This window comes from Pandoraea horticolens (genome assembly GCF_902459555.1).
In the GTDB taxonomy this organism is placed as follows: domain Bacteria; phylum Pseudomonadota; class Gammaproteobacteria; order Burkholderiales; family Burkholderiaceae; genus Pandoraea; species Pandoraea horticolens.
The window spans coordinates 706745-732398 of the sequence record NZ_CABPSM010000001.1 but is presented as its reverse complement, the minus strand read 5'-3'; the positions used below and the strand labels follow the sequence as shown (position 1 = coordinate 732398).

The window sequence follows — 25654 nt, the reverse complement described above, 5'->3', positions numbered from 1 at the left end:
GCAGCGCGCCGACCTGTTCAGGTCTCCGGCGCTGACGAGCTATCGCTCGCGCTGCTTCCTAAAACACTGGTTTCCCGACCTCGGTGAGAAAACCAGCCACTGAAAATCCACGTCGATGTTGTAGTTGTCGCTAAGCTCGAGCGGGTTGGCCTACCCGTCATCGAAGCCGCCTTTCTGGATTCAACGGGCGGATTGTAGCAGCCACATATAAACCGTCAATACTATTATCAGTAAAAAACATTACTAAAAGTAATTTGTAACGACTGTTTTGCCGTGACGTTCGGGAGCCTTGACCGGTAAAATGCCCTGCCTCACCCTGCGTTTACAAGGGTGCCACCCTGACATTCTTCGAATTCAAACGACCGTTTACACCGGACGTAGGAAATTCGTAAAAATTTTTGGTAACGGTTTGTTTCATGAAATATCTCGATCTTCGTGACTTCACCGCGCAACTGGAGCGATCCGGCCAGCTTCGTCGCGTGGACGTGCCGGTTTCGCCGGTGCTGGAGATGACGGCACTCGCCGACCGTGTCCTCAAGGCGGCAGGTCCTGCGCTGTGGTTTGAGCGGCCGACAGGCTACGACATGCCGGTGCTTGCCAACTTATTTGGCACCCCTGAACGAGTGGCGCTCAGCATGGGCATCGACAATGGCGAAAACGCCCTGGGTTCGCTGCGCGACATCGGCCGCCTTCTCTCGACACTCAAGGAACCCGAGCCCCCCCGCGGACTAAAGGACGCGGGCAAGCTGCTCGGCATGGCCAAGGCGGTTTGGGACATGGCGCCCAAGGAAGTCAGCAGCCCGGTGTGTCAGGAGATCGTATGGGAAGGCAATGGCGTCGACCTCGCGCGCCTGCCGATTCAGACTTGCTGGCCTGGCGACGCCGCCCCGCTCATCACATGGGGCCTGGTGATTACCAAAGGCCCCCATCGCAAACGTCAGAACCTGGGCATCTACCGCCAGCAAGTCATCAGCCGCAATCAGGTCATCATGCGCTGGCTCGCCCACCGTGGCGGCGCGCTCGATTTCCGCGAGTTCGCGCTGGCGAACCCCGGCAAGCCGTTCCCGATTGCCGTCGCGCTCGGCGCCGATCCGGCCACCATGCTTGGCGCCGTGACCCCCGTACCCGATACGCTGTCCGAGTATCAGTTTGCCGGTCTGCTGCGCGGCAGCCGTACCGAGTTGACCAAGTGCGTGACGCCGGGACTGGAGTCGTTGCGTGTTCCCGCGCGCGCCGAGATCGTGCTCGAGGGCTTCATTTATCCGTCCGAGCAAGCGCGGGCCATACCCGATGGCGCCCCGCCGCCGCCGTCGCGTGGTGCGACGGCAAGTTACGACCACGCGCTCGAAGGCCCTTACGGCGACCACACCGGCTACTACAACGAGCAGGAGTGGTTCCCGGTGTTCACGATCGAGCGCATCACCCTGCGCCGCAACGCCGTCTACCACTCGACGTACACAGGCAAACCGCCCGATGAGCCGGCCGTGCTCGGCGTGGCGCTCAACGAAGTGTTCGTCCCGTTGCTGCAAAAGCAATTCCCCGAGATCACCGATTTCTATCTGCCGCCGGAGGGTTGCAGTTATCGGATGGCCATCGTGCAAATGAAGAAGGCCTATCCGGGGCATGCCAAGCGTGTGATGTTCGGCGTGTGGAGTTTTCTGCGCCAGTTCATGTATACGAAGTTCATCGTCGTGGTGGACGAGGACGTCGATATCCGCGACTGGAAGGAAGTCATCTGGGCGATCACCACGCGTGTCGATCCGACCCGCGACACTACACTCGTCGACCAGACGCCCATCGACTATCTCGACTTCGCCTCGCCCAAAGCAGGACTGGGCTCCAAGATGGGCATCGACGCGACCAACAAGTGGCCCGGGGAGACATCACGCGAGTGGGGGCGTCCCATCGAAATGACCGCCGACGTCGAGGCTCGCATGGCGGCTCTGTATAAGGATCTCGGCCTGTAAGACCGGCCACGCGAGCCGGATCGCGATACGCCGGCGGCCATCGGGCTGCCGGCATCGCGCGCGCAGCGCCCTTCGACACCGCATCCCCCTATCCGATGCTCACGCGTCACAAACGGCGCACGGCATTGGAGTAAGCTGACACCCGACACTCGACACCCCGACAAGCCGTATCCGTTTCCGCCCCCCGAGCGGCGCGCCCCCGCCCGACAGCGCTGCCCGGTCATCGAGAGGAGAACTGATCGTGTCATCCCCCCGCCAATCCGCGCATTCGCGCACACGGACCAGCGTCCATCCGGCGCTGGCCCGTCTGAAAGATCCCGACCTGCTCAAGTCCGACGCCTATATTGACGGCGACTGGACGCCCGCCGATTCCCACGCGACCTTTGTCGTCAACGACCCGGCCACCGGCGCGCAGATCGCTCAGGTCGCCGATCTGGGCGTCAAGGAGACCGAGCGCGCCCTGGTCGCCGCCGAAATCGCGCTGCCCGAGTGGCGCAGCAAGACTGGCAAAGAGCGCGCCCGCATCATGCGTCACTGGTTCGACCTCATCATGCAGGCGCAGGACGACCTCGGCGCCATCATGACCGCCGAGCAAGGCAAGCCACTGGCCGAAGCCAAAGGCGAAGTCGCCTACGGAGCGTCGTTCATCGAGTGGTTCGCCGAAGAGGCCAAACGCATCGACGGCGACGTGCTCTGTTCCCCTGAAAACGGCAAGCGCCTGCTGGTACTCAAGCAGCCCATCGGGGTATGCGCGTCAATCACGCCCTGGAACTTCCCCATCGCGATGATTACACGCAAGATTGCCCCGGCAATTGCGGCAGGCTGCACGATCGTGGTCAAACCCGCTCGCCTCACCCCACTCTCTGCCCTGGCGCTCGCCGAACTCGCTCGCCGCGCCGGGTTACCCAAGGGCGTCTTCAATGTCGTGACGTCGAAAAACTCGTCGGATGTGGGTAACGTGCTCACGTCGAGCCCGCGCGTGCGTCACCTGTCCTTCACCGGATCGACACCGGTCGGCGCGAAGCTCATGGCGCAATGCGCGCCGACGATCAAGAAAGTGGCACTCGAACTGGGCGGCCTCGCGCCGTTCCTCGTCTTCGACGATGCCGACGTGGACGCCGCCGTTGAAGGCTGCATCGCGTCCAAATTCCGCAATGCCGGGCAGACATGCGTATGCGCGAACCGCATCTACGCGCAAGACGGCATCTACGACACGTTCGTCGAAAAACTCAGCGCCGCCGCGAGCAAGCTGCGCGTGGGCAACGGCTTCGAGCCGGGCGTCGCGATCGGCCCGCTCATCGAAGACGCCGCTGTCGCGAAGGTCAAGCGCCACGTCGAAGACGCCCTCGCCAAGGGCGGCCGCGTCACGGTCGGCGGCAAGGTGCTGCATGGCCGCTTCTTCGAGCCGACCGTCGTCGCCGATGCCAGCGCCGACATGCTCGTCGCGCAGGAGGAAACGTTCGGTCCGTTGGCGCCGGTCTTCCGCTTCAAGGACGAAGCAGACGGTATTCGTCTGGCCAACGCCACCGACTTCGGCCTCGCGTCATATTTCTTCGCCCGTGACGTCGGACGCGTCTGGCGCGTTGCCGAAGGCATCGAAGCCGGCATGGTCGGCATCAACACCGGCCTGATCTCGAACGAAGTGGCCCCCTTCGGCGGGGTCAAGCAGTCAGGCCTGGGTCGAGAAGGGTCCAGATACGGCATCGACGAGTACCTTGAAATGAAGTATCTCTGCTTTGCCGGAATGTGATTTCTATCTGACCCTTTAATAATTTGTAATAGGCACATTCCCACTCCGAGATCCGCGCCCTGATCGGGCCGTTCGCCCTGATGTTGACCGGTCTTGGCTCGATCATCGGCTCCGGCTGGCTGTTCGGCGCCTGGAAGGCTGCCAAGATCGCTGGCCCTGCCGCCCTTTTCGCCTGGATTATCGGCGCTGTCGTCATTCTGGCCATTGCACTCACCTATGCCGAACTTGGGGCGATGTTCCCCGAGTCGGGCGGCATGGTGCGCTATTCCCGCTATTCCCGCTATTCACACGGCAGTCTGGTCGGCTTCATCGCCGCCTGGGCGAACTGGATTGCCATCGTGTCGGTGATTCCGATCGAGGCCGAAGCGTCGATTCAGTACATGAGCACGTGGCCGTACGACTGGGCGCATAACCTGTTCGTGGACGGCCGCTCACCGCAGGCGGCCTTGCCCTCTCCGCGCTGCTCGTCATCGTCTACTTCATGCTGAACTATTGGGGCGTGAAGCTCTTTGCACGCGCCAATACGGCGATCACACTGTTCAAATTCGCGATTCCGGCCCTGACGATTGCGGGTCTGATGATCGCGGGCTTCCATCCGGGCAACTTCACTTTGGCGGAACACGGCGGTTTCGCGCCGAACGGTATGTCGGCCGTGCTGACGGCAGTCGCCACGTCGGGCATCGTATTTGCGTTCAACGGCTTCCAGAGTCCAGTGAACCTCGCGGGCGAAGCGCGCAATCCGGGCCGCAGCATCCCGTTTGCGGTGGTCGGGCTCGATTCTGCTCGCGACCGTCATCTATTTGCTGCTGCAAGTGGCCTTCATCGGTGCACTCTCGCCTGAGCAACTAATGGGGGGCTGGCATAGGGTGAGCTTCAGCTCGCCGTTCGCCGAACTGGCGATTGCGCTCGGCCTGAACTGGCTCGTTATCGTGCTGTACTTCGACGCGTTCCTTAGCCCGAGCGGCACCGGCACCACCTATAGGGCCACCACGAGCCGCATGATCTACGCCATGGAGCGAAATCGCACCTTGCCCGAGATCTTCGGCCGCGTGCATCCGCTGTACGGCGTGCCGCGCCAGGCCATGTGGTTCAATCTGGCGACCTCGTTCGTCTTCATGTTCTTCTTCCGTGGCTGGGACTCGCTGGCCGCTTGCCAGCCAGATCATCATGCTGGTGGTCGTGGCGCTGTGCTCGTATACCGGCAGCAACGAATTCGGCGGTATCGGCCTGCTGCCATATGGCTGGGACATGGTGATCGTGGCGTCGTTGACGCTCGCCTCCTATCACTGGGGCGTAAAGGCCGGCTGGCGCACCCCGTACCTCAGCCAGGAACGTGAGCGTGACACCGCCGACATGGAGGGCATGCCCGCACTCGCGCATTAAGCACGCAACGTTACCCCATCTTCTAACGAAGAATTTGCGTCCGGAGAGATGCCCTCAACACCTCCCCCCCGATGGACCGGGGCCCCTTTCCGCCTCTCAGACATAAACCCAACTCGCTGCAGAAAGGCGCCCCGGTCCATCCCCCTCCACGCTCTCAGCACTTCCACCGACACCTTCCCCGCTTCTCGACTCTCCACTCAAACTCTGACGCCGCGCTAATTGCGAGGTCGTCCAGCGGACCGTTTTCATTTTTTTATACAAGGCTCTGCCCAGCGCTCACCGGTGCGCGCGCCGGCGCTCGATGAACAGGCTGTTGCCGAGCGCACGCTTGGCCATCTTCTTGGCATCGGCCGCTGCGGCCGAAACCTCCACGTGCGAGGGAAAGCTCTCGGGCGTAACAGCCACCACGCCAATCGACAGGCTCGTGATCGGGTGGAAGATGACCATGCCACGGCGATCTTCCGCCTCGAACCCGCCAGCCGCAATCTGGTCCGGATGGAAATACTCCGTCACCGCCTCGCCGAAACGCGTGAGCGCTTCGCGGCAACGCGCCTCCCAGTCGGGACTGCGGAACAGAATCAGGAAGTCGTCGCCCCCGATGTGCCCGAGGAAGTCTCGCTCAGGATTGCGCACGGCCATGAGCACACGCGCAACGAGCTGAATCAGATCGTCGCCGCGACGGTAGCCGAACATATCGTTAAAAGGCTTGAAGTTGTCGAGGTCGACATAGCAGGCATGGAACGATTGGCGCTCGCCGATCATGCGATCCATGTAGTCGTCAATCGGCACATTGCCCGGCAGCAGCGTGAGCGGGTTCGCGTAACGCGCCGCGTCAAGCTGCATATCAGTAATGTGGCGCATGAGGGCATGCCCCTGCGCCACGCCGAAATAGCGCCCCTGATCCGTCACGATGAAACCGGCCGTAATCTGCCGGCTCGCCCCTTCGGCAATCATGCGGCTCAGGTCTTCCATGCGCGCACTCTTGTCGAACGTGAGGGGGCGCGGCTCCATGACGGCCGAGCATGGCTTGCGACCGTAAAGCTCGCGCGTGAAGGGCCGGGCAAACCGGCCGATGAGCGAGGCCCGTCCGATCAGTCCCACCGCGCGATCACGCTCGACCACCGGCAATACCTCCAGCGCCGGGTCGCTCTCGAAACGCGCTACCACGTCTTCGCTACGAGTATCGGGCGAGGCAGGTTCGACATAGGCGGCGATGCGCTCGAGCGTCACGTTACCCGAGCCCAGTTGACTCGGCTGCTGGTGGACATAGGCACGGCGCTCGTTCACGACATCTTGCACGTTGGCCGTGATTGCGCGTTGCGGCTGCGCTTCGGGGCGTGCAATGAAATACCCCTGACCCAGGAAGATGCCGAGATCGCGCACCACTTGCAGTTCTTCCGCGTGTTCGATGCCTTCTGCAATGACTCGCGTGCCACTGGTCTCCGCGATCTGGCGCATCGAGCGCACGAACTGGAGCTTAAGGGTATCGGTGTCGATGCCGTCCACGAAATGCCGGTCGATCTTGATGTAATCGGGCCGCAACTCGGACCACAGTCTCAGGCTGGCGTAGCCTTCGCCCATGTCGTCGAGCGCGACCTCGAAACCCAGCGCGCGATAGGCCGTGAGCGATGCCCGCGTGCTCGCAAGATCGAGGGTGGGGGCATGCTCCGTGAGTTCGAGCACCACGCGCTCGGGCGCGAGGCGCAGCGACTGGAGCATGGCAAACGTCTCGTCGAGACCCAGCGATTCGATCACACCGCCGCCAGGTTGCGCACGGGTGACAGGACCGATGTTCAGGAACAAACGCTCCGGCAGATCCTGCTCGACGAACCCCCGCAGCACCGCACGGCGGCAGGCCAGTTCGAGCGGACCGATCAGGCCGTGACGGCGCCCGGCGGCAAACAGCGCCATCGGCGAGTGAATCGACGTGCCGGCGGGCCCTCGCACCAGCCCCTCATAACCGGCGATTTCCGACGTCCGGAAATCGAGAATCGGTTGAAACACGCAGGTCAGACCGATACCCTCGCAAAGCTCGGCGAGCAATACGCTCTCGTCGGGGGCGGCATAAGGCGCGGAAGAATTGGCAGACGGGGATTTCGCATCGCGCGAAGCGCCGGGGATGTCAAAGCGCTCCGACGGACGTATCGCGACAGGCGGGGGAGGGTTCAACTGAGACTCCGTAAGTCGGTGCGGTGCGCCGCCATCATGCAAACCGCAATGCGTTGTGCGGGCATATGTCGGGCGCGAATAGGCGCGCCGAAGGCAAGTGCGCTCCGATGAAGTGTCTCACCCGTGTTCCCCGTGCTTCGCGTGCGGTAGCTGCTCTGTGGCCCATGTCCGCGTCTTGTGACGGTGCCCGCAGGCACCCTCTTTTAGTTGACACTCAGGCTATCGCCGTTATTTGACAGAACCGTGACAGTGCCGGAATTGCCACACATCCCGACTCCATGCGCCCGCCCCGGCATCTCGCCTGACGAGAATGCTCGCGCCAGCGGGATGCGCCGCTGGCTTGGGGACGAAAAAAAACGGCAACGCCGCAAAGCGTTGCCGTTTTTTGAGGGTGACTCCATTCGCTGGAGCGCCCCCCCGAAACTTACCAGGCCGTGACGACCGAACCGCCGAACTTCTGTTCGATGAATGCCTTCACTTCCGGCGAGTGGTAAGCCTTGATCAGCTTGGCCACCCAGGGCTTGTTCTTGTCGGCCGTGCGAATGACAAGCACATTGGCGTACGGACCGTTGGCGTCTTCGATCGCAAGCGAATCACGCTTCGGGTTCAGACCGGCTTCCATCGCGAAGTTGGTGTTGATGACGGCCACGGCCACATCGTCGAGCGAGCGAGGCAGTTGTGCGGCGTCCAATTCCACGAACTTCAGCTTCTTCGGGTTCTCCACCACGTCCAGCGGCGTTGCCTTCAGACCGGCGTCGGCGCGCAATTTGAGCAGCCCCTGCTTTTGCAGCAACAGCAGCGCGCGGCCGCCATTGGTCGGGTCGTTCGGCAGCGACACCTTGTCGCCCGACTTCAGATCGGCCAGCGACTTGAGCTTCTTCGAGTAGATGCCCATCGGGAAGATCACCGTCTTGGCGATCGACTCGAGCTTGTAGCCACGGTCCTTCACTTGGGCATCGAGGTACGGCTGGTGCTGGTAGCTGTTCACATCCAGATCGCCCGACGACAATGCGGCGTTCGGCTGCACGTAGTCGCTGAATTCGATGACCTTGATGTTCAGGCCGTCCTTCGCTGCCACCTTCTTCACTTCATCGAAGATCTGAGCGTGCGGGCCGCCCGTGACGCCAACCTTCAGGTTGATGGCATCGGCTGCGGCGGCGGGCGCTGCGAATTGCGTGGCGAAAACCGTAGCGGCACCCACACCGGCCAGCAGTTTGAAAATCGTACGACGTTGCATAGAAAACCTCGCGTGTAAGTGAAGTGCCGGCTCGCCGGCGACGTTGTTATAGGGGACGTGATTACTTATGGCTCAGACGGCGCACCAGCCAGTCGCCGAACGTCTGCACCAGTTGCACGAAGACGATCAGGATCAGCACGACGGTAATCATGACTTCCGGCAGGAAGCGCTGATAACCGTAGCGGATGCCGAGATCGCCCAGACCGCCGCCGCCGATGGCGCCGGCCATTGCCGAGTAGCCGACCAGGCTGACGAACGTGATCGTCAGGCCCGCCACGATGCCGGGCAGCGCCTCGGGCAGCAGCACCTTCATGACGATCTGACCGGTCGTCGCGCCCATCGACTGAGCCGCCTCGATCAAACCGCGATCGACCTCGCGCAGTGCGGTCTCCACCAGACGCGCCACGAACGGCGCGGCGGCGATGGTGAGGGGCACCACGGCGGCCATCGTACCGATGGACGAGCCGACGATGAGCCGGGTGAACGGAATCACGGCGACGAGCAGGATGATGAACGGTGTCGAGCGCACGGCGTTGACGATGATGCCGACGATGCGATTGGTCGGCAGGTTCTGCAACACGCCGTTGCGATCGGTCAGATAGAGCAGCACGCCAAGCGGCACGCCGACGACGGCACCGATCAGGCCGGAAATCCCGACCATGATGAGCGTCTCCCAGAACGAGGAGACGAACAGATCGAACATTTCACTCCACATGGCTCAGCTCCTCAACGACAACGCCCTGACTGGCGAGGAACGCCATGGCTTCGGCCACACGGGCCGGGGTGCCGCCCGCCATCACGGCGAGCGATCCGAATGCCTGCCCCTGGATCTCGTCGATCTGGCCATGCAGGATATTGAAATCGAGTTCGTAGCGGCGAATCGCCTCGGAGAGCAGCGGCTGATCCACGCCTGCGCCGGAGAACGCCAGACGATACAGATGGTCGTGGCCATTACCAATGCGCGAAGCGACACGCTCGCGAACACTTGCGGGCAATTCCTGCGCAATCACATCGCCGATGAGCGCGCGCGTGACTTCGTGGTGCGGGCGCAGGAACACATCGATCACGCGGCCCTGTTCGACCACGCGGCCGGCGTCGAGTACGGCAACTCGGTCGCACACTTGCTTGATGACTTCCATCTGGTGCGTAATCAGCACGATGGTCAGACCCAGTTCGCGATTAATGCGCTTGAGCAATTCGAGAATCGAGCGCGTCGTCTCGGGATCGAGCGCCGACGTGGCTTCGTCCGACAGCAGCACCTGCGGCTCGCTCGCCAGCGCGCGGGCGATACCTACACGCTGCTTCTGACCACCGGAAATCTGCGCCGGATAGCGATCCTTCTGCGCCATCAGGCCCACGAGTTCGAGCAGCGGCAGCACCTTCGCCCGAATCTCGGCGCCCGACATGCCCGTCAACTCCAGCGGCAGCGCCACGTTATCGTAGACGGTGCGCGAACTGAGCAAGTTGAAATGCTGAAAGATCATGCCGATGCGGCGGCGCGCCTGACGCAGATCGTCCGACGACAACGACGTCAGGTCCTGTCCGTCAACGCGCACGGTCCCATCGCTTGGGCGATTAAGCAGGTTGATCACGCGCACGAGCGTGCTCTTGCCGGCGCCGCTTCGACCAATGATGCCGAAAACTTCGCCGCGCTCGATCGACAGGCTAATCTTGGAAAGCGCGTCGATCGGCCCCTTGGGTCCAGCAAAACGCTGGGTAATGTTCTGGAGTTCGATCATGCAAAAAAATGGCAGCCCCACTGCCGAAACCGCCCGCAGTGCCGCCGCCTTGACCCGGTATATAGCGCAAAGGCGACATTCTAGCCCATGCATCTAAATAGTTGAAAATAATAAAATTTGATCTCTTTATACCGAATTTCAACTGAAGTTCGCATCACGTCGCCGCGCGAAAATGGGGGCATCGCTTCGTGCCGCAATGCAGCATGAAATGGGCGCACAGTAGGATACCTGCCCTCTTAAACGAGAAAAAGTGAGGTGATTTCGCTAACGCCCCCTCCATTCCCGTACAGCGGGAATGGGGGGTGGCTGACGGGGGCGAAGCTGCCGAATCGAACCGGCAAATCGGGAAATGGGAAAATGTCAGGCTTGCCGGCTGGACGCAAAGTCGTCGAGCACTTCGATTACGCGGTCGAATTCCAGCGATTTGTCAAAGAAGTGCTGCACGCCCAGTTGCTGGCAACGCTTGCGATACGTTGCCAATGCATAGTTCGTCAGCACGATAGCCATGAGGTGCGGCAACATGCCGGCGTCGTGCAAATACGAGAGCACGTCCATGCCCGAGCCGCGCCGCAACTGAATATCGACGATCACGGCATCGAACGAATCCTCCTTGAGGGTGCGAACCGCGTCGTCGGCAGTCTCCGCCACACCCGCCACCTGGAGCATCCCGGTCGAGCCGAGCGCTTCGGACAGGCTCTCGCGAATCACCGCCGAGTCTTCGATCAACAGCACCTTGAGGGGCAAACGGGACCCCGTAAGCGTTGCCGCGTTCCCGGTCGACATCACAAGCCTCTCTTTTCTATCAACTGATCAGACCGTTCTTGAGCGCGTAGAGCGTCAGGTCGGCATTGGTTTTCAAATGCATCTTTTCCAGCACCCGCGCACGATACGTGCTGACGGTCTTCACCGAGAGATGCAATTCGTCAGCGATTCCCGTAGGCGTGCGCCCTTGCGCGAGCTTGCAGAACACCTGGAACTCGCGCTCCGAGAGTTGTTCGTGCATCGGCTCGTCGATCGGCCGATCCAACTTTTGCGCGAGCAGATCGGCCGTCCCTTCGCTGACATAGCGGTGGCCGCGCGCCACCGTGCGAATCGCCCGAATGATCTCCTCGGGCGGCGCATCCTTCATCAGATAACCGTTCGCCCCGGCACGCAGCAGATTGACGGCGTACTGCGCTTCGGGATATGTCGACAGGAACAGCACTGCCTGCTCCGGACGCAATTGCTTGATCACACGCAGGGTATCGATGCCGTTCTTGTCGGGCATGGCGATATCCAACAGCACGACATCGAATGACGCCTCGCGAACGGCACGAATCACTTCGTCTCCGCTCGCGGCCTCACCCAGCACCGCCATGTCCGACTCGTCGGCGATGAACTGCTTGAAGCCAGTACGAACGATTGCGTGGTCGTCGGCAATCAGGATTTTTATTGTCGATGACATCTAAGCTCCAGAGACTGTCCCCATCGGTCAGATGGTCTCGTCCACACGTTTGGACATGCAGACCATGGCCGTCGTCGCCCGCTGTTCGCGCTCAAGCAGATCGCGTATAGCATTTGCATACACTTGCCCGACCGTCGGCATTTCCTCAGGCATGCACCGTGTAGTGGTACCTAGTCGCCCAGATAATGAATCATCTCTCGGTAACTCTCAATCGCAATACGCGCTGCGAGGTCATCGCGCCGGGCGGACCGTCTGGCGGATCAAACCGTCCGGCCCGAGCGCGCTGCACGAGATAGGCGCGTCTATCGCCGGACCACCCCAAAGAGCAGCGTGACCAGAAAGATCACCAGGAAGACGAAGAACAGAATCTTCGCGATCTCGGCCGCACCGGCTGCAATTCCCGTGAAGCCGAAAACGGCGGCAATCAACGCGATCACGAAAAACACCACAGCATAGTGAAGCATCGCAACCTCCTTGAATAGGAACGGCCCATAAGCCGCATAACCGACGCACTACGGAACGGCTTCAGCGTAAGACCACAGCCTGCGCCGCAGCGCACCGTCTAATCAACCATCTTCTTGGCGATGGTCAGTCCAAGTAGCAGGAAGATCACGAATAGCACCAGGAACAGCACAAACAGAATCTTCGCGATCCCGGCAGCACCGGCGGCGATCCCGGTGAAGCCCAACAGGCCGGCCACAATCGAGATCAGTGCAAATAGCAAAGCCCATTTCAACATAGCGCTCTCCTTGATTAATTCGTCGTTTCCCGGAGATGTCCCTGGCGCCCGATGGCCTGACAACGTGTTGCATAGTGCGGCGCAACCCATCGAGCACTAAGTGCATGGTAGGAAAAGCGCGCGGGCGGGACTGCCCGGCCGGCGCTGGTTTTTGCGTAGGAATTCGCTGACATTTCCCGAAACGATGTGAATTTCGACTTATGATCAAAGCGCGTCTCGTCCACCGTATTCCTTGCAGGATCACCCCAACCACCCGACAAAGCCCCCTCATGCCCCGATTGTTTTCGTCCTGGCTGCGCCGCCGAAGCTGGATCATCGCCATGATTGCCGCGATCGTCATCACGGTCGGGAGCCTGATCGGTCTGGAATCGGCGCACCGACGTCTCGCCTCCACCTATGAGACAGCGCTGCAAGCCATGACCGCAGCCAACGAACTCAACGAGATCATGGCGCGCACCTCAACCGTGGTGTCGAGCCAGCGCGGGTATCTGCTCACGAACGACGCGATCTATCTCGATCCGTACCTGTCGGCCGTGCGGCGCATTCGCGATCTCGCAATGCGCGTCATCCAGCATTACGAAAACGTGGGCGATGCGCAGGCGACGCAGGAATTCGCCGACGTGATGACGTTGTTCTCGCAGCGCATCACGGCCATGGAAACGGCGCGCGCGGCGATCAAACAAGGGGGAATAAACCAGGAAGAGGCACTCTCGCCCGCCAACCTCGGCATGGGCACTATGGAGTCCGTGCAAAACGGCATCACCGATCTGTACAACCGTGAGCTGGCACGCGCGCGTGCCGCGCAGGACAACGGACGCTTCGATCAGGCAATCTCGGCCGTGAGCGCCGGTGCGCTCTCCGTGCTCACCATCCTGCTGTTCATCCTGCTGTTCCGCACGCTCGGCCGGCAGATGCGACAGGAGGAATTGGCGCGCGACCAGTTGCGCGAACAGCAGGCACACCTGGACCGGCTCGTGCGCGAACGCACGGAGCAACTCGACGAACTGGCCACCCACTTGCAAAATGTCAGTGAAGACGAGAAGACGCGCCTGTCGCGCGAGTTGCACGACGAACTCGGCGCGATTCTGACTGCCTGCAAGATGGATGTCACATGGGCGCACCACAAGCTGCGAAACACCGATCCGATGATCGCAGAGAAGCTGGCCCGTGCGCAGCGCAATCTCGACTCCGGCATTCAGACCAAGCGCCGCATCATCGAGAACCTGCGCCCGACGGTGCTGATCAACTTCGGCCTTGTCACCGCGTTGCGCTCGCTTGCCGAGGAAACCGCCGACCAACAACACTGGCAACTCGACCTCGATCTGCCGGAAGAAGACTTCGCGCTGCCTGAGTCGACGGCTATCGCACTTTTCCGCGTAGCGCAGGAATCGCTCACCAACGCGGGCAAGTATGCGCGTGCTACGGCTGTGCGCGTCGCGCTGGCGTGCGACGATCAACGTGTGCGCCTGGAGGTCATCGACAACGGCATCGGTCTCACGCCGGACCAATTCAACAAGCCCAAGACACATGGCCTGTTCGGCATGCGCCAGCGCGTATCGGCCAAGGGCGGACGCATCGATATTCACTCACTGCCGCAACGCCTCGGTACCGAGATTCAGGTCGTGCTGCCGCTGTGCAATCCGGCGGATGCGCTGGACATTGCTACGGAAGTGACCGAAAGCACCGCACCGCAAACGCCCCAGCCCCCCACCCCACCCGTCGGAATGCACTGACAGCGCAACCCGACTCCGCCTACATCGCGACGCTGGCCCAACTGACAGCGCAAACGTTTCGCACTCCCTATGATGGAATCACTTACCGCCCCGAGGGCGCGGTAATGACAGGGTAGCGATGCGCGAAGCTGCGCGCGCTGTCGTACGGTGACACCCGGACCCAACCTCAAGGAGTTGTCATGAACTCGGATCTGATCAAGGGCAAGTGGAGTCAACTGAAGGGCGAAGCCAAGAAGCAGTGGGGCAACCTGACTGACGACGATCTGCTCAAGATCGAAGGTAACCGCGACAAGTTCGTGGGCGCGATTCAGGAGCGTTATGGCAAGGCCAAGGCCGATGCCGAACGCGAAGTCGACACCTGGAACAACCGGCACAATCTCTGGTAAGCGAGTATCGCCATGCCCACCGGGAGGCGGCCCCACCGCTTTCCTCGCGCCTCGGACGGCATCCTCTCTCAAAGGAGAAATCAAAATGAAACGATTGATCGCCATTGCACTGCTCTCCGGCTTCGCGCTGGGTCTCGCCGGCTGCAACACCATTCACGGCGCGGGCAAGGACGTCGAAAAGGGTGGCGAGGCCATCCAGGGCGCAGCCGATCGCAATAAGTAACGCGGCATATCGCCTGAACGCGGCTGCCTGACGGGCAACAGCAAGAACGCTTGTGTGACGGATGCGAAGGCGCATTCGCGCGAATAACTCCAGCGATTGCCCAAAATTTAGATCAACGCTAAGGCCGATCCGGTTTGGCAGGGACGCGCCAGCGTCTTGAGGATACGAGAGACGCCGACAGCAGGCAGATGCCGCGAGCGCGGCATCTGCCGCTGTTTTTGCGCCACACGCCGCCCGCCCCCTTGTAAATGAATGTAACAAGTGTCGCCCGAGGCGGCATGCCTGCACCCGGCCGCCACCTTCTAGCGCGCCAGTTGGAAAGAGCGCAAACCATTGATTTTGAATAGAATAAGCATCAAATTCACACGTTTGACGGCTGCTTTTCTACGCCCGAACGTTCCCCATGCCGTGTCAATGCGCATACTTTGCAACAATTGCGCCACGCCTGCGTTTCGGAACTTCAGTAGAGTTTAGTCAGGGAAATGTGACGAACCAGGGTGCCGGCGGGCACCAGGCGCGTCGAACGGCATGGTGCCGTTCGGGCGCTGTCATCAGTACGCCGCCTAGTCCGCAGGAGAAATGTCATGAAAACCAAGTTTGCCGCCCTTGCCATCGCCGGTATCGCGCTCGCCGCGGGTGCGATCGGTACGGCGCAGGCTCACATCTCGGTCGGTATCGGTATTGGCGTACCGCTGGTCATCCCCGGCCCGGTGTATGCCCCGGCCCCGGTATACGTCGCGCCGCCTCCGCCGGTCTATTACGCGCCGCCCCCCGTCTATGTCGCGCCTGCGCCGGCCTACTATGGCGCACCGCCGCCGGTCTATTACGGCCGCCCGTACTACGGCCGCCCCTACTACGGCCGCCCCTACTACGGTCACGGTTACTGGCGCCACGGCCGCTGGTATGGCTATTGATCGACGGCCGGCTAACCGGCCGCCGAGCGTACAACGCGCCACCGACTGCGAGGTCGGTGGCGCGTTGTTTTTCAGGAAACGAATGGTGACGTGCGCTTAGCGCGCAACCCGGTAGGCAATCCGGAAGCCGCCCCAGTGACGTCCGTTCACATAGATGGGGGCCGACGCGTCTTTCATCACCACGAACTCCCCGCCCCCCATGTCGCGCCGATAGGTTTGCAGCAGCAGCGGTTTGGTATTGCGTCCCGCCGCAGCCCCCGTGCGATCGTTGAAGAGACGGCGGTTACGACAGTGGGCGGCGTTCCACACGGGATCGTTGGTCGGCGACTGTGAAAACTTGCGGTTGTGCGTCGGCAGATAGCCGTTTTCGTCGACAGCGGCGCAGAAGATGATGCGCTCGTTGAGTCCGAGCAGAGGCTCCTGAATAGCTGGCAGTGTTTCGTCGGTAAAGCGTGTGAAGCGCGCCATCAACTGCGGCGGGTTCGATCCCGGAATCGGCTCGTAGCGACGGTCGAACAGCTCCTGCTCGCTAATCTTGCCCTTGGCCAGCGCCGCCTCGAAACTCTCCTCCACCTGCTTGGCCGCCCGGCGCACGGCGCGAATGAACGGCGTGTCCTCCGTTTCGACGTCGGCTTCGGCAATCAGCCCGATCAAATGCTCCGAGACGGACAGCAGCCCGTTGATGCGCTCGCGCGCACTTTCGACGTGTTCCGCCGAATGCGATACGCCGTCGGCCATTTCGTCGACGTGCGCGGCGAGTGTCGTGCACTCGTTTTCGATGGCTTCGCTGACCTCGGCAATCTGCCCGGCTTGACGATCGAATGTGTCGAGCGCCGTCCCGGCCGTCTCGATCACATTCGCAATGGCGCGGGTGCCTTCGCGGGCATCGTTGGCGCGGGCGACGTTGGCGTTGCTCTCGCGCATCAGGCGTTCGGTGCGCTCCCCCAGCGCGGCGAGCGTGCGCTCGATCTGCTGGGTCGCCTCCGCCGTCTTGCTGGCAAGCAATTTGACTTCGGAGGCAACGACGGCGAAGCTGCGCCCGGCCCCCCCCGCACGAGCCGCTTCGATCGCCGCATTGAGCGCCAGCAGATTGGTCTGACGGGCGATGACCGAAATGCCCTCCGCTACCTTCCCCACATGGTCGAGCGCTTCGCGCAGCCCGGCGATCTCGCCGGCCATGCCGGATACGCCTTCCACCAGGCCGTGGATGGAGGCAAGCGACGCGTCTGCCGTGTTGCGCGACGCCGAAATTTCCGCGCTTGCACGATCGGCCACATCGCGCGCCTCACGCGCGGCGCTGGCGATGCGTTGGTTGCCTGCGCTGGTGTCTGTCGCGGCGCGACGAAGCTCCTGAAACACTTCGGCCTGACGCTTGATTCGAACCGAGATTTCGTCGACGTTACCGGCGACGTCGCACAATTCAACGCCGAGGGTGCCCGCGTTGGTGGCCACCTCGTTCATGATATTGACGGTCTGCGCCGCTCCCCTTGTGCGCGTGAATAGCCCCATCGTCAGTCTCCTCGCATCGCTGATCTGCTTGTTATGACGAGGGCACGACATCCGCCGGAACTGCAAAAAACGCCGGAAAGACGTTCGCGCCGCACGCTGATGTGTCGAAAATTATAACGGGAGAAAAAATGGCCGACTTGAGGGTTTCGTCGCTTGCCGCGGCCCCCGCACTTCCGACTTTATGAAGTCACCCTCTCACGCAGGGCTTACGCAGGACTTACTGCCCGGCGAGCCGGCCAGAAGACGCCGCAGCGCGTATCGCGGCACGCATCGCCTCGCCCACGGCCATGACCAGCCCACCCGCGTCGCGGCGATGCAGCAACGCGATTTCGCTGTCGGCGTTTGCGTCGTCGAGCGCCACGCGCCGCACGTCCGGCCCGGCCATGGCAGCGAGGCTTTGCGGCACGATGGCCACACCGAATCCTGCCGCGACCAGATTGACCAGCGTCGCCTTGCGCGACGTCGCCACGGCGGCCTTCGGGAAGAAGCCGTGCTGCTGGCACAACTGCGCAACGCGGTAGCTCAATCCGCCACGCTCCCGGTGCGGCAGCGAGACAAACGGCTCGGCGGCCAGCGCCGCCACACTCACCGACGCCTCGCGCGCGAGCGCATGACCCGGCGGCACGAGCAGCAGCAAACGCTCCTGCGAGATGATTTCGCACACGAGCGAAGCCGCCGGGCGCAGCACCGGCAGTCGCACCAGCCCCAGATCGATACGACCGGCCTCGATCTCGTCCTGCTGCTGTTCGGAGGATAGTGTCGAGACATCGACGCTCACACCGGGATTGGCCTGAAGATGCGCATACAGCGCAGCGGGCAACGCCCCGGCGAACGGCACCGAGCTGGAGTGCGCCAGCCGTACGGTGCCCTGCTCGCCGCGCGCCACGCTGCGCGTGAGCGCCACCGATCCTTCGAGTTCGGTCAGCACGCGCCGCGCCTCGTTCAGGAACGTGCGGCCGGCAGGCGTGAGCGTCACGCCTTTTGACGAGCGCTCAAGCAACACCGCCTGCAATTCCCGTTCGAGTTCCGAGATCTGGCGGCTTAGCGCCGATTGCGCGACGAACAAACGTTCGGCCGCCGCACTAAATCCACCGGCGTCGACCACTTCGAGGAAATACCGCAACTGCCGCAGCGACACCATGACCATGCCGTTTCGAGATCGAATATCGCCACATTCTATATTGGCGCGGGCCCGGTACGCGGCCCTATGCTGACGGAAAACCTGCGCACACCCTGCTTGCTTCGTCAGGCTGCGCCTCTCTCATCTCACTTCGTCACTTCGTCACTTCGTCCGTCACCATGCTTTCCACGTTTTCCCTGCCCCTGTTCGACACACTTGTCGCCGCACTTCCCACACCGGGTCACTGGTTGCTGATGAGCGCCGCGCTCGTCGTGGCCTACGTCATCTTCGGCATCGCGGGCTTCGGCACTGCGCTCGTCGCGAGCCCCGCGCTCGCCTACGCGATGCCCGTCGCCCAAATCATACCGATGCTGGCCTTGCTCGACTTCGGTGCGGCGTCGGGCAACGTCGTACGCAACGCACGCGCGGCAGACGTCGATGAACTACGCCGTCTCGTGCCCGCGATCATCGCCGGAAGTCTCGCGGGCGCAGTGCTCCTGTTGAAATTGCAGCCCGAGGTTCTGTTGCGTTCGTTGGCGTGGTTCATCTGCTGCTATGCCGTGTTCTCGCTGTTCGGGCCGCGCGCAAAATTGCGTCTGTCGCAGGCGTGGGCGGTACCGTTCGGGGCGTTAGGCGGCATGTTCGGGGCGATGTTCGGTAGCGGCGGCTTTCTCTTCGCGATCTATCTGACGAGCCGTCTCGAACGTGTGGAAGCCATGCAGGTGACGCAGGCGACGCTCATCGGCCTCAGTACCCTGGCACGCGCCGCACTCTTCCTGTTTGCCGGCGTCTACGCCAACCTGTCGATGTTTGTGACAGCGGTATCGCTGGCACCAGCGATGATGGCCGGCATGTGGCTTGGCAAGCACATTACGCTGCGACTCTCTCGCCAGCAGTTCGTGAGGGCAGTGAATCTCGTCGTGCTGGCGGCGGGCGTTGCGCTCCTGATACGCAGCCGATAACACTGATGCGTCGATTTGCCCGGCGCCCGAAGCGCGCCGGCAGCGGGTATGCTGACGGCCTTGCTCATCACACACGGCCCTCACCTCATGTCGCTGCCCGCCTTGCTCGTCTTCGGCGAAGCCCTCACCGATCTGATTCGTCAACCCGGCGGCAACGGTCGCCAGTGGGTGAGTCGTGCGGGGGGTGCGTGCTGGAATGTCGCGCGCGTGAGCGCGGCGATGGGCGTGGCAACCGGGTACGGTGGCGCGATCAGTACCCATGCGCCGTTCGGCACCGAACTGCTCGCGCTCTCCCGCGCTGCCGGACTGGACGAACGGTACTTGCAGCCGGTCGATGCGCCGCCGCTCGTGGCCGTCGTGCACCGTCACGATCCGCCCGCGTACTTCTTTCTTGGCGAAGGCGCCGCCGATCTCGCCTTCGATCCCGGCACGCTGCCGTCCGGCTGGCAAGACGCCGCTCACGTCGCGCATTTCGGCTGCATCAGCCTCGTGCGAGAGCCATTGGCGGGCACGCTCGTGTCACTGGCCGCGCAGTTGCATGCGCGCGGTATCGCCATCAGCTTCGATCCGAACCTTCGCAATCTGATGGGCCCCGGATATCTCGCCACATTCACGCAGATGGCAAAGCTTGCGACGTGGCTCAAGCTCTCGATGGAAGACCTGCGCGGACTTTACCCCGGTCGTCCGGATGACGATGCGTTGGCGGAAGTCTGTCGTATCGCACCGCAAGCATCGATATTGCTGACGGACGGCGAACGCGGCATGCGATTGCTTCTGCCCGACGGCACAGCGCTCGTCCAACCGGCATACCACGTCGACGTGGCAGACACCGTGGGTGCGGGCGACGCCACCATCGGCGGCTGGCTGGCCAGTCTGTCGCGCGAGCCCGGCGCGCCCCTTGGCCGTCACTTGCGCCGCGCGGCTGCCGCCGCTGCCCTGGCCTGCACGCGCACGGGCGCCCATGCGCCGGATTGGCAGGCGGTGGAAGCCCTCATCGCCGCGCAACGCGGTCACGGCACGTCGTCGAGTCAATTATCCAAATAATGGCTATGATGAGAACCAATTATCACTATAGCCGATGAATTCGACATGACGCCGGACCAACTGCTGACCTTCGCGACGGTCGCCGAACTGGGCAACATCAGCCACGCGGCGCAGGCGCTGCACCTATCGCAGCCCGCAGTCTCCGGACAATTGCGGTTGTTGCAGGAATCGTTTGGCGAGCCGCTGTATCGACGCGACGGACGCGGTATCCGGCTGACAGCCGTGGGTGAGCAGGTCGCGGTGTACGCCAACAAATTGCGGCAGGACTACCGTCAGGCGCTCGCGTTGCGCGACGGCCTGCGCGGCATGGAAACCGGGGCGCTGCGCATCGGCGCGAGCACGACGCCGGCCAGTTACCTGCTGCCCTACGTGATCGCGGAATTCCATCAACGCTACCCCGCCGTGGCCCTGCACATCGTCGACGGCAACACCAGCGAAATCGTGGCGCAGCTCGACCGTCTCGACGTTGCCTTCATCGAGGGTGCGGTGCCACCGGGCTTGTCTCCGGAGATCGCGGTGCGTCCGTGGCGCGACGACGAGGTCGTTGCGATTGCGCGTGTCGATCATCCGCTGGCGCAACAACCGGAAGGGGCGTCGTTACAGGCCATCGCCGAATATCCGCTGATCCTTCGCGAACCGGGGTCGGGGGTGCGGGCACTGGTGGCCCGCGCGTTCTCGGTGGCCGGGCTCACGCCGCGCGTGGCGCTGGAATTGGCGGGGGTGGAGAGTATCAAGGAGGCGGTACGGGCGGGCATGGGTGTGGGCTTCGTCTCGGCGATGTCGATGCGGCATGAAGATGCCGCACTCGCTTCGGTGCGTATCGATCCGCCGCACGGTCTCAAGCGTTTGCTCACCGCACTCGTGCCGCACGCCGATGCCCTGTCGCGTCCCACGGAGCGCTTTCTCGCCCAGTGCTTCGCGGGGGACGCCTCCGGTCCGGCTGCGCTGCGGTGACACGCGACAGCGACCCCATCGTACGCTGCACGGCACTCGTCGCATCGCCCGCCGGACCGGCGCGTCAGACCGATCTCCTACGGCCTCATTTGAAATCCCAAGCCATTTGCTCGGCCACCGAGGTCGCTTCCGACGAGCGCACGCAGACCTCCAGATAATCGGTGACGGGCAGCGGCGGGGGTGTCCCTTCGGACAGTAGACGACGGTTGTCGAACACGTAATCGAGTGCCGCAAACGCGCCATATCGACGCAACGCCTTCGCCATCAGACGGCTGTTGCCGTGCCCCAACTGACGGGCCAACGCGGGCGTCAGGCGAGCAATCTCAGCTTCACCGATATGCTGGAAACGCTCGCCCAGGGGCGCCACGCCGCGAGCCTTCGCCAATGCCGCCTCGATCTGGCGAATCGTGCGCGTGCCGCCCTCGCCGGCCGAGACGTGATACAGGTCGTGACGCAAATGCGGCAGGAACGCGAGATCGATCAGCGCGTTGGCGCAGAAATCCACAGGCACCACATCGAGCCGGTCGTCGAGACCGCAGGTGAATGCGCCAAGCAACTGCACCATGCGGAACATCCAGAAAATGCTGCCAGACGGCTCGCACCCGAGGCGCGTATGGCCCACGACGATGGAGGGCCGTGCAATCACCAGCGGCAGGCCGGGCCACTCGCGGCGCAGGCGCCGTTCGGCTTCGGCCTTCGACGCGGTGTAAGGCACGACCTGATGATCCGTGAGCGCCAGATCGTGCGACTCGCGAACCAGCCCCGAGAGCGAATCGCCACACGCCATGGCAGTGCCAACGTGCACAAAGCGCTCGAGCACCGGCGACGCCGCGACCGCGCGGGCGAGTGCCAGTGTGCCGGCGACGTTGACGGTGTCGAGTTGCGGATGCGCGGAAAAGGACGCAATCGCCCCGGCGTGAACGACATGCGTGACGCTACGCATGCGCGGGTCGTCTTCGAACGAGACCGGATGTGCGAGGTCGCCGCACACGATGTTCGCTTCGCCGAGCGCGAGCCGATGCACGGCTGCAACGCGAAAGCGATCCATTGCGGCGCGCACGCGAGCCAGACCATCGCTGCTGGTGCGGGCGCGCACGAGAAGCAACAGCGACGGACCGAATCCGTCGTTGAGAAGCTGGGCGACAACGGCGCCGCCCACAAAACCGGTACTGCCGGTGACGAGAATTCGCATGGCTTTGGCCTCGCAGAAAAACGCAACCGCGACGCGTTCGTCAGAACGTGTAGTCGAGCGTTGCGGCGACCTGATAGTTGGTCTTGTTGAATACGATGGGGCTCTTCGACGCATTGCCCGTGTAGCGCATGACGCCGCCGGCCACCGTGGTGCTCCAGTGCTTGGTGAAGTTGTGCGTCCAATTCGCCGTGAGGCTCACGCCGTAAAGCCCGCCACCCGCCGCGTGCTGGCGATAGCCCGAATTGAGGCTCTGATTGGCACTCACGCCGAAATAGGTCTGCGCATACTTGCCGCTGGCAAAGTGCGCCGTGGCCCCGACACCGACCGAGTCCGTGGGCGACTTGAAAAGCACGCTGTCCACGGCAAAGCGGTAGACATTGCCGCGATCGCGATGGGTCAGCGGGATATCCGTCGCCACGCTCACGACGGCCAGATCCCCTATCGCGTAACCGGCTTGCAGCGTGGTGAAGACCGAGCCCTTGATGTCGCCCATGCCCCGCAGCTTGTCCGAGCCGGAGTCGAGCCCCTTGGCCCTATCCTTGCGCCCTTCGTCGTACGAGAGCGCCGCAGACACGAAGAAGCCCGCCGGCAGCGAGAGTCGATAGCCGATGCCGCCCAGCCCCACGAACACGCCATAGGGCGTTTGCAGCGCAAGGTTGAGAGCCGGTGTGGCGCGGTACTCGTCGCTGCCCATGTAGCGAGGGGAGTAGCCCACACCGCCGCCGATCGTGAATTCGTAGCCACTTTCCGGTGCCTGCGTCGGCAGGCTCTGGTCAGGCTGAATGCCGCTGTATCGCGCGGGCTCGACCGCCAAGGCATGCGATGCAGCGCCCGCCAGCAGCAGCCCCGCAGCGCTTGCCGCAAGACAGGGGAGATGGCGATTGCGGCGGGTGTGACGGGGGTAGCGACCTTTCATGGCACTCCTACAATATTCGATGCGTTTCTGGTGTCGGGAAATTGCAATCTGCGCACGGATCGCAAGGTGAGCGCATGGTAGGCGCGAAGCGTCTGCCTGGCTGTTACCTGATTTAGGAGAGTTGTGAACAAGTGTTTTCATTTGTTCACAGGTTTGAAACGCCCGCCCGGCGGGGCTCCGGGGCAGTAGAATGCGCATCACGGGAGTGCCGCCGAGCGTGTGCGGCACGGCACAACACGAAAGGAATACGGCCATGTACCGTGTCTTGCTTGTCGAAGACGATGCGCGGCTGGCCGCGCTTGTCACGGAATACCTGCACGCCTATCGCTTCGAAGTCATGGTCGTTGCCAATGGCGCGCGCGCTTTGGAGCGCTTCCGCGCGTTTTCACCGGATATCGTGGTGCTCGATCTGATGCTGCCCGGCATGGACGGCATGGAAATCTGCCGCCAGTTGCGCGCGGTGAGCACCACGCCGATCCTCATCCTCACAGCGCGTGAAGACACTTACGATCAGGTCGCCGGTCTGGAGGTCGGGGCCGACGATTACGTCGTGAAGCCGGTGGAACCGCGGCTGTTGCTCGCGCGGTTGCGGGCGCTGTTACGGCGTGCCGTGCCGAGCGCCGAGGTGGAAATCGCAAACGACGACGGGCTGGCGTTCGGTCTGTTGCGCATCGTGCCGCGCGATCGCATGGTGTTCTGGCGCGGCATGCCCGTGGAACTGAAATCCAACGAATTCAGCCTGCTGCTGATTCTGGCGCGCAGCGCCGGACGCGTGGTCACGCGCGACGAGATTCTGCAACAGTTGCGCGGCATTGAATTCGACGGCATCGACCGCACGGTCGACGTGGGCATCTACCGGTTGCGCAAACGCTTCGAGGACACCGACGGTGAGCCGCAACGTATCAAAACCGTCTGGGGACGCGGCTATCTGTTCAGCCCGTCTGCCTGGGAGGGCTGAGCCATGTTCCGCGTTATTTTGAAGTTGTACCTGCTCGTCGGCATCTCGCTTGTGGCCGCGATTCTGCTGATCCAGCACACCTTCGGTTACCTGTTCTACGACCTCATGAACCGCTCCACGCAAGCGCAGTTAGGTGCGTACGTGTGGCTCATCAACGAGTCTCTCTCGAAGATTCCCGAGTCGAAGTGGCCGGCGTTCATTGCCGAATTCGAGAGCAAGGGCAAAGACAAGATGGAGATCGTGCCGCTCAAGGGCTTCAAGCTCGAACGCGAGTATGCGCGGCCGCAACTCGAAGCCGGCCTGCCGATCGTGAACGATACCCAGGGCGAGCACATCGCGGTTCGATTGCACAACTCCGAATGGGTGCTCTCCTACGAGAGCGCCACCGACCTGAATCTGAAGCAGATCAACTACCTCGCCTACGCGTTGCTCGCGCTGCTCATGCTGGTCGGCGTGCTGGCCTGGGTTCGATGGTACTGGAGCGATTTGCAGTCGCTCAATCGCGCCGCGATCCGCTTCGGAGAAGGCGACTTCAACTCGCGGGCTAGAGTGTCTCGCTTCTCGAATCTCGGCTCGCTAGTACACGTCTTCAATACGATGGCCGAGCGTATCGATCGCTCCATCAAGGCACAGAAAGACATGATCAACGCGGTGTCGCATGAATTGCGCACACCGATCGCACGCCTCGATTTCGGGCTGGAAATTCTTCAGCAGCGCCGCCATGACGGCGACGCCCATGAGCGCATCAACGCGCTCAAAGGAGACATCCGCGAACTCGACGAACTGGTCACCGAACTGCTCTCGCTCGCGCGGCTGGACCAGATCACGGTGCCACCCACGCGTCACGCCGTCTCGCTACGCCTGATGTTCGACAGTCTCGCGGCGAATTGCACCGAAGTGCTGGCGGCGCGTTCGATTGCGCTCGACATTGCCGCCGAACCCGGTGCGGATTGCGTCGAAGTCGAACCCAAGCTGCTCGCGCGCGCCGTACAGAACCTGCTCAACAACGCGATGCGTCATACCTCGCGACGCATCGTTTGCGGCGCGAAGACCTGCGAAGGCGGCGACGTCATGATCTACGTCGACGACGACGGCGAAGGCGTGCCCGTACCTGAGCGCGCCCGTATCTTCGAACCCTTCCACCGGCTCGACAGCAGTCGCAACCGCGCGACGGGCGGCTTCGGTCTGGGGCTCGCCATCGTGCGACGCATCGCGCTGCTGCATGGCGGCCACGTTGGCGTCGACACGTCGCCGCTTGGCGGCGCGCGATTCACCATCACGCTCCCAGGCACCTCCACAGGCTGACGCCAGGGCC

Annotated in this window: 23 protein-coding genes and 1 pseudogene; 12 read left to right on the top strand and 12 right to left on the bottom strand. The window is 62.7% G+C overall.

What is annotated here, in order from left to right; all coding sequences use genetic code 11:
• Positions 1-416 precede the first annotated feature (416 nt).
• From PHO31112_RS03380 to PHO31112_RS03370, 3 genes and pseudogenes are all read left to right on the top strand, one after another.
• Positions 417-1967, top strand: coding sequence for a UbiD family decarboxylase (locus tag PHO31112_RS03380; protein ID WP_150619169.1), 1551 nt, complete (start codon positions 417-419; stop codon positions 1965-1967).
• Between the two features lie 241 nt (positions 1968-2208).
• Positions 2209-3717, top strand: a complete 1509-nt coding sequence (locus tag PHO31112_RS03375) for an NAD-dependent succinate-semialdehyde dehydrogenase (RefSeq protein ID WP_150619168.1) — start codon at positions 2209-2211, stop codon at positions 3715-3717.
• Positions 3718-3797: 80 nt separating this feature from the next.
• Positions 3798-5100: pseudogene (locus PHO31112_RS03370) on the top strand (APC family permease).
• A gap of 276 nt (positions 5101-5376) precedes the next feature.
• Here PHO31112_RS03370 and PHO31112_RS03365 read toward each other — a convergent pair.
• From PHO31112_RS03365 to PHO31112_RS03330, 8 genes are all read right to left on the bottom strand, one after another.
• On the bottom strand, positions 5377-7269 hold the full coding sequence (locus tag PHO31112_RS03365; RefSeq protein WP_150619167.1) for a GGDEF domain-containing protein: 1893 nt from the start codon (positions 7267-7269) through the stop codon (positions 5377-5379).
• Positions 7270-7693: 424 nt separating this feature from the next.
• Positions 7694-8506, bottom strand: a complete 813-nt coding sequence (locus tag PHO31112_RS03360; RefSeq protein ID WP_150619166.1) for a MetQ/NlpA family ABC transporter substrate-binding protein — start codon at positions 8504-8506, stop codon at positions 7694-7696.
• 61 nt (positions 8507-8567) lie between these two features.
• Positions 8568-9221 (bottom strand): methionine ABC transporter permease, encoded by a 654-nt coding sequence (locus PHO31112_RS03355; RefSeq protein ID WP_010804449.1) that lies wholly within the window; start codon positions 9219-9221, stop codon positions 8568-8570.
• Complete coding sequence (locus PHO31112_RS03350; RefSeq protein ID WP_150619165.1) at positions 9211-10245, bottom strand: methionine ABC transporter ATP-binding protein; 1035 nt, start codon at positions 10243-10245, stop codon at positions 9211-9213. The genes PHO31112_RS03355 and PHO31112_RS03350 overlap by 11 nt, the downstream gene beginning before the upstream one ends.
• Positions 10246-10605: 360 nt before the next feature.
• Positions 10606-11028 carry a response regulator gene (locus tag PHO31112_RS03345; RefSeq protein WP_150619164.1) on the bottom strand — a complete coding sequence of 141 codons (423 nt, stop codon included), beginning with the start codon at positions 11026-11028 and terminating at the stop codon, positions 10606-10608.
• Positions 11029-11047: 19 nt separating this feature from the next.
• Positions 11048-11689, bottom strand: a complete 642-nt coding sequence (locus tag PHO31112_RS03340; RefSeq protein ID WP_150619163.1) for a response regulator — start codon at positions 11687-11689, stop codon at positions 11048-11050.
• A gap of 302 nt (positions 11690-11991) precedes the next feature.
• Positions 11992-12153 carry a DUF1328 domain-containing protein gene (locus PHO31112_RS03335; protein ID WP_010804453.1) on the bottom strand — a complete coding sequence of 54 codons (162 nt, stop codon included), beginning with the start codon at positions 12151-12153 and terminating at the stop codon, positions 11992-11994.
• A gap of 98 nt (positions 12154-12251) precedes the next feature.
• Positions 12252-12428: a DUF1328 family protein gene (locus PHO31112_RS03330; RefSeq protein ID WP_010804454.1), complete on the bottom strand. Its 177-nt coding sequence runs from the start codon at positions 12426-12428 to the stop codon at positions 12252-12254.
• 269 nt (positions 12429-12697) lie between these two features.
• Here PHO31112_RS03330 and PHO31112_RS03325 point away from each other — a divergent pair, with 269 nt between their 5' ends.
• The 4 genes from PHO31112_RS03325 to PHO31112_RS03310 all read left to right on the top strand — a co-directional run bounded on the left by PHO31112_RS03325 (position 12698) and on the right by PHO31112_RS03310 (position 15684).
• Entirely contained in the window at positions 12698-14161 is a 1464-nt protein-coding gene (locus PHO31112_RS03325; protein ID WP_174995492.1) for a sensor histidine kinase, read from the top strand.
• A gap of 179 nt (positions 14162-14340) precedes the next feature.
• A complete protein-coding gene (locus PHO31112_RS03320; RefSeq protein ID WP_150619161.1) occupies positions 14341-14547 on the top strand; it encodes a CsbD family protein in 207 nt (68 codons plus the stop codon).
• A gap of 85 nt (positions 14548-14632) precedes the next feature.
• Positions 14633-14770, top strand: a complete 138-nt coding sequence (locus PHO31112_RS03315) for an entericidin A/B family lipoprotein (protein WP_039374867.1) — start codon at positions 14633-14635, stop codon at positions 14768-14770.
• 584 nt (positions 14771-15354) lie between these two features.
• Positions 15355-15684, top strand: coding sequence for a hypothetical protein (locus tag PHO31112_RS03310; protein ID WP_246177656.1), 330 nt, complete (start codon positions 15355-15357; stop codon positions 15682-15684).
• Between the two features lie 96 nt (positions 15685-15780).
• Here the strand turns inward: PHO31112_RS03310 and PHO31112_RS03305 are convergent, their stop codons facing one another.
• Together PHO31112_RS03305 and PHO31112_RS03300 are read right to left on the bottom strand one after the other, a co-directional pair.
• Positions 15781-17193 carry a methyl-accepting chemotaxis protein gene (locus tag PHO31112_RS03305; RefSeq protein WP_150619160.1) on the bottom strand — a complete coding sequence of 471 codons (1413 nt, stop codon included), beginning with the start codon at positions 17191-17193 and terminating at the stop codon, positions 15781-15783.
• A gap of 217 nt (positions 17194-17410) precedes the next feature.
• Complete coding sequence (locus PHO31112_RS03300) at positions 17411-18340, bottom strand: LysR family transcriptional regulator (protein ID WP_246177653.1); 930 nt, start codon at positions 18338-18340, stop codon at positions 17411-17413.
• Positions 18341-18492: 152 nt separating this feature from the next.
• On the opposite strand from PHO31112_RS03300, the gene PHO31112_RS03295 reads away from it, so the two are divergent.
• The 3 genes from PHO31112_RS03295 to PHO31112_RS03285 are packed head-to-tail and all read left to right on the top strand — an operon-like array spanning position 18493 to position 21273.
• Positions 18493-19275, top strand: a complete 783-nt coding sequence (locus PHO31112_RS03295; protein ID WP_150619159.1) for a sulfite exporter TauE/SafE family protein — start codon at positions 18493-18495, stop codon at positions 19273-19275.
• Between the two features lie 48 nt (positions 19276-19323).
• A complete protein-coding gene (locus PHO31112_RS03290) occupies positions 19324-20319 on the top strand; it encodes a carbohydrate kinase family protein (RefSeq protein WP_246177646.1) in 996 nt (331 codons plus the stop codon).
• A 45-nt stretch (positions 20320-20364) separates the two neighbouring features.
• Positions 20365-21273: a LysR family transcriptional regulator gene (locus PHO31112_RS03285; RefSeq protein WP_150619158.1), complete on the top strand. Its 909-nt coding sequence runs from the start codon at positions 20365-20367 to the stop codon at positions 21271-21273.
• Between the two features lie 85 nt (positions 21274-21358).
• Here PHO31112_RS03285 and PHO31112_RS03280 read toward each other — a convergent pair whose 3' ends face one another.
• Both PHO31112_RS03280 and PHO31112_RS03275 read right to left on the bottom strand, forming a co-directional pair.
• Positions 21359-22465 (bottom strand): SDR family oxidoreductase, encoded by a 1107-nt coding sequence (locus tag PHO31112_RS03280; RefSeq protein WP_150619157.1) that lies wholly within the window; start codon positions 22463-22465, stop codon positions 21359-21361.
• Positions 22466-22505: 40 nt separating this feature from the next.
• Positions 22506-23381 (bottom strand): MipA/OmpV family protein, encoded by an 876-nt coding sequence (locus PHO31112_RS03275; protein ID WP_174995490.1) that lies wholly within the window; start codon positions 23379-23381, stop codon positions 22506-22508.
• Positions 23382-23634: 253 nt separating this feature from the next.
• Between PHO31112_RS03275 and PHO31112_RS03270 the strand changes: the two genes are divergently transcribed.
• The gene (locus PHO31112_RS03270; RefSeq protein ID WP_174995488.1) at positions 23635-24339 is read left to right on the top strand and encodes a response regulator; all 705 of its coding nucleotides are present in this window, start codon (positions 23635-23637) and stop codon (positions 24337-24339) included.
• Between the two features lie 3 nt (positions 24340-24342).
• Positions 24343-25644, top strand: a complete 1302-nt coding sequence (locus tag PHO31112_RS03265) for an ATP-binding protein (protein ID WP_150619154.1) — start codon at positions 24343-24345, stop codon at positions 25642-25644.
• Positions 25645-25654: the final 10 nt, after the last annotated feature.

Bases quoted from the DNA above. Each gene is read 5' to 3' on its own strand.
- PHO31112_RS03380 (WP_150619169.1), top strand. From the start codon at position 417: ATGAAATATCTCGATCTTCGTGACTTCACCGCGCAACTGGAGCGATCC.
- PHO31112_RS03360 (WP_150619166.1), bottom strand. From the start codon at position 8,506: ATGCAACGTCGTACGATTTTCAAACTGCTGGCCGGTGTGGGTGCCGCT.
- PHO31112_RS03355 (WP_010804449.1), bottom strand. From the start codon at position 9,221: ATGTGGAGTGAAATGTTCGATCTGTTCGTCTCCTCGTTCTGGGAGACG.
- PHO31112_RS03350 (WP_150619165.1), bottom strand. From the start codon at position 10,245: ATGATCGAACTCCAGAACATTACCCAGCGTTTTGCTGGACCCAAGGGG.
- PHO31112_RS03345 (WP_150619164.1), bottom strand. From the start codon at position 11,028: ATGTCGACCGGGAACGCGGCAACGCTTACGGGGTCCCGTTTGCCCCTC.
- PHO31112_RS03340 (WP_150619163.1), bottom strand. From the start codon at position 11,689: ATGTCATCGACAATAAAAATCCTGATTGCCGACGACCACGCAATCGTT.
- PHO31112_RS03335 (WP_010804453.1), bottom strand. From the start codon at position 12,153: ATGCTTCACTATGCTGTGGTGTTTTTCGTGATCGCGTTGATTGCCGCC.
- PHO31112_RS03330 (WP_010804454.1), bottom strand. From the start codon at position 12,428: ATGTTGAAATGGGCTTTGCTATTTGCACTGATCTCGATTGTGGCCGGC.
- PHO31112_RS03325 (WP_174995492.1), top strand. From the start codon at position 12,698: ATGCCCCGATTGTTTTCGTCCTGGCTGCGCCGCCGAAGCTGGATCATC.
- PHO31112_RS03320 (WP_150619161.1), top strand. From the start codon at position 14,341: ATGAACTCGGATCTGATCAAGGGCAAGTGGAGTCAACTGAAGGGCGAA.
- PHO31112_RS03315 (WP_039374867.1), top strand. From the start codon at position 14,633: ATGAAACGATTGATCGCCATTGCACTGCTCTCCGGCTTCGCGCTGGGT.
- PHO31112_RS03310 (WP_246177656.1), top strand. From the start codon at position 15,355: ATGAAAACCAAGTTTGCCGCCCTTGCCATCGCCGGTATCGCGCTCGCC.
- PHO31112_RS03305 (WP_150619160.1), bottom strand. From the start codon at position 17,193: ATGGGGCTATTCACGCGCACAAGGGGAGCGGCGCAGACCGTCAATATC.
- PHO31112_RS03300 (WP_246177653.1), bottom strand. From the start codon at position 18,340: ATGGTCATGGTGTCGCTGCGGCAGTTGCGGTATTTCCTCGAAGTGGTC.
- PHO31112_RS03295 (WP_150619159.1), top strand. From the start codon at position 18,493: ATGCTTTCCACGTTTTCCCTGCCCCTGTTCGACACACTTGTCGCCGCA.
- PHO31112_RS03290 (WP_246177646.1), top strand. From the start codon at position 19,324: ATGCTGACGGCCTTGCTCATCACACACGGCCCTCACCTCATGTCGCTG.
- PHO31112_RS03285 (WP_150619158.1), top strand. From the start codon at position 20,365: ATGACGCCGGACCAACTGCTGACCTTCGCGACGGTCGCCGAACTGGGC.
- PHO31112_RS03280 (WP_150619157.1), bottom strand. From the start codon at position 22,465: ATGCGAATTCTCGTCACCGGCAGTACCGGTTTTGTGGGCGGCGCCGTT.
- PHO31112_RS03275 (WP_174995490.1), bottom strand. From the start codon at position 23,381: ATGAAAGGTCGCTACCCCCGTCACACCCGCCGCAATCGCCATCTCCCC.
- PHO31112_RS03270 (WP_174995488.1), top strand. From the start codon at position 23,635: ATGTACCGTGTCTTGCTTGTCGAAGACGATGCGCGGCTGGCCGCGCTT.
- PHO31112_RS03265 (WP_150619154.1), top strand. From the start codon at position 24,343: ATGTTCCGCGTTATTTTGAAGTTGTACCTGCTCGTCGGCATCTCGCTT.